Below are 3,286 nucleotides of genomic sequence, written 5' to 3'. Positions count from 1 at the left end.
TACAGTGAGTTCTTTTCTTCTTCCGTGAATTCTAGGTTAATCATGTTTTTAATGAGTGCTTTGCTTCTAATTATGACTCTTAAACTATATTATTGTCCTTGAGTAAAAAATGCAAGTTGTAGCCGTGCAAAGTATATCAGTAAACAGTAATCAGTAATCAGTGAACTGAAAACTCACATCTGATAACTGATAACTGATAACTGATAACTGATAACTGACTCCAGCAACAAACTTTTTGCCGCAAACCTTACTTATAAGCAGCAATACACTGTTCAACTAAAGCATTTACTGCGTCCACATCTTTCCAACCGAGAATTTCTGTGACTTTTTTCTCTAGATTTTTATAGGTTTTGAAAAACTCGGCGATTTCTTCCAAGCGATGGGGAGAGACATCTTTAAGAGATTTTACCTCTGCATAACGGGGATCTTTAGCGGGAACACAGAGAATTTTTTCATCGCGATCACCACCATCGATCATTTCTAACATACCAATAGGACGCGCCGTAATCACACAGCCGGGGAAAGTAGGCTGATCCATGATCACCATACCATCTAAAGGATCGCCGTCATCGGCGAGGGTATTGGGAACAAAACCATAATCACAGGGATATTGTACCGAAGAATAGAGAACGCGATCGAGCGCAAAGGCGTTTAAATCCTTATCAAACTCGTATTTATTCTTACTACCGGCGGTAATTTCCACTAAAACATTAATTAAACCGGGTTTCGGTTGGGCAGGAATGCGCGATAAATCCACAAGCTTTCTCCAAATACAAGACAATAGCGCCTTTAGAGTCACCTAAAAGCGCAAGCAAAATTAAAACACACTTTGATTGACTCCGATCCAAATTCTACCCATAAGGGGGATCGGGACGAAGAAAAAAATTTTACCTTGGCAATCGTCTATCTCAATTCTGTCACCTCATTTGCCTCGTTAGGGAGTAGGATGTGTTACCGGTAAGGGGTTCTTCGGTATAGTTAGGCGTGGAGTTATATCCAATCGCTAACAAGGGTAACGTTAGGGTCAGAATTGCGATCATGGTTCCGAGTAAATTGGCCCACCTATGACTAGGAGGTTCGGAAGTCTTCCCTGACGGGTTGCTTGATTCCATAAAGGGGTCGTGTTGAACTCGACAAGTAAAGAATACGAGAGATATATAGAGCAGTCAGCTATCGGCCTTGAGCTTTTAGCAAATTACTGCTGTTTTTTTGCTTTTGGGCTTGGTTAATGTCCCGTTAAAAAGCGAAACATTAACGGCAATACTCTCCCTACTAATTATATTTTACCAATTCTTTTCCAAGAGTTCACTCTGATACTTTTCTTGACGATCTCTCCAGATCATGGTCTGTTGGTGTTTGTCCATGTCATACTGTGGGTGCAAGCACAGCTTCCTTGTCTGATCCCGAAATCAAGTTGTTTCCTAATCAATCTACAAAAAAAATGTCTGAAAGGCTTAAATACTAAGCGATCCAAACATTTTTTCATTGCAATCGGAGGGTGATATTGACTTTATGTCTTAACTTTGAGCTTACGATAGAAACCTGGCTGTTAATGTAGCCTATTTAACCAAAATATCGATTTTTTGCTGATTTATCGGGATAGACAATCACCTTTTCTTAGAAATTATCCGAGTTTGGAGACAATTGGTCAGCTAATCTCCCGATAAGCTAGGTCTCAGAGACCAGCAAGGCATCCTCAAGCCTTGATTTGTCCTTGCTTGTCATGGACAGCAATCAGGGCAAGTGGGGTCAATCTACCAATATTTACATCATAACTCGATCGAGGGAGAAAAACCAAGAACCTGCAAGAAAAATGCCGATCACCTCAGATCATACCGTCAGTCATTTTTCAGCGAGAAACCACCTCGCTAGAGGATTCCGATTCTAGGGGGAGAGAGGGTTTAATTATCCCGTATTTTGTCTCCTCCGGTGTAACTTGACGGATAACCTCCAAAGCTTCCTTGATCATTACTGCCATGGGAACCGCGATAATCACCCCTAGTAAACCGCCCACTCGCGCCCCCGTCAAGACCGAGACCAACACCCAAAAGGGATTTAACCCGGTGACACTGCCCAAAATCCGGGGAGCAATGCCGTTTTCGACAATTTGCTGCACCACTACAGCTACGGCTAAAACTTGCAGAGCTAAACCAATATCGCGCAAAGCTAGTAAAGCTGTCACCGTGACAATGCCTACAGTTCCCCCAAAAGGGATTAAGGCCATGGTGCCAATCAAGAGGCCGAATAGAAGACCAAAAGGGACTTTAATCGATAAAAATGCCGTGACTAATCCCAGGGCCATGCAGGTGGCACAAATCACCTGGCCGACAAAGTAATTCTGAAAACTTAAGCGTAGGGTTAGGGAAAAGGGTTGTTGGACGGGTTTGGGCAACCATTGGATAATACTCCTCCAGATATCGGGACTGTGGAGAAGTAGATAAAAGGTGAGGATAATGGTTAGCAGCACATCAAGCACTCGCACCACGGTAAAAACGGTGAGATTAAGGGCTAAATTAACGCTTCTTCCCGCTAAAATTTGCAATTCTGCCCCTAAACGACTGTTAAACTGAGCGATAACACCATCGAAACTGATCGGAATCGGTAGATTCATCGTGTCGATTTTGGTATCTAGTTGCATCAGTTGGCGCTGTCCTGAGTCTAACCATTCTGGCAATCTGTTGACAAATTGCTGTGCTTGGGTGAAGACTAAGGGAACTAGGGTGATTCCCACGGCCACAAAAATTAAAATCGTGATCAGGGAAACCACAATCGCAGCTAAACCCCGTTTTAATCCCTGACGTTCCAACCAAGTCACCGGATAACCCAAGAGAAAAGATAGAACGGCCGCTATCAGTAAAATAACAAATAAAGATTCAAAATAGCCAAAAATTGCCGATAATGCCCAGGCATTCAGAACTATAAGTGGTGCAGCTAGAGCAATCACCAGTAAGCGAGATAGGGAATTCAGGGATTGCCACCACGTCTGAACCCAATTGCGTTTCGGGGGAACGACTTTAATTTCCACCATGAAGCCTCTTAAAAGGGTTGTTTCAATACTTGTATTCTGACAGATCGAAGCCGAACCCGCTAACTCAACCGGGGGGAAGTGGGAAGATGGGGTGTGGGATGCTGACAGGTGTAGGTTTATTATACTTTAGACGTTCATAATCTGAGATTTATTAAACTTCTGAAATCGTAGAGTCAGCAAGGAATCCAGTTCTTTTTTATGTTTCAGATGGGCATCATTCAGACATTCATAAATAGCTGAAGAAAAGTCAGAAAAGTT

General features: G+C 42.7%; 3 protein-coding genes and 1 pseudogene. All 4 read right to left on the bottom strand.

Features of this window, described 5'->3' with window-relative positions; translation table 11 throughout:
- Window positions 1-247 precede the first annotated feature (247 nt).
- Entirely contained in the window at window positions 248-757 is a 510-nt protein-coding gene (locus tag IM509_RS16495) for an inorganic diphosphatase (RefSeq protein WP_002770856.1), read from the bottom strand.
- Between the two features lie 160 nt (window positions 758-917).
- On the bottom strand, window positions 918-1,112 hold the full coding sequence (locus IM509_RS24380; RefSeq protein WP_012267246.1) for a TLTLP motif-containing protein: 195 nt from the start codon (window positions 1,110-1,112) through the stop codon (window positions 918-920).
- 737 nt (window positions 1,113-1,849) lie between these two features.
- The gene (locus tag IM509_RS16490) at window positions 1,850-3,028 is read right to left on the bottom strand and encodes an AI-2E family transporter (protein ID WP_002770865.1); all 1,179 of its coding nucleotides are present in this window, start codon (window positions 3,026-3,028) and stop codon (window positions 1,850-1,852) included.
- Between the two features lie 126 nt (window positions 3,029-3,154).
- Window positions 3,155-3,286 (bottom strand): annotated as a pseudogene (locus IM509_RS16485) (IS630 family transposase); the annotation flags it as partial.

Origin of the sequence: Microcystis sp. M31BS1 (assembly GCF_020245285.1) — a bacterium.
Taxonomy (GTDB): domain Bacteria; phylum Cyanobacteriota; class Cyanobacteriia; order Cyanobacteriales; family Microcystaceae; genus Microcystis; species Microcystis panniformis.
Note: the sequence above shows the minus strand (reverse complement) of the source record. Positions and strands in the feature narration are given on the sequence as shown.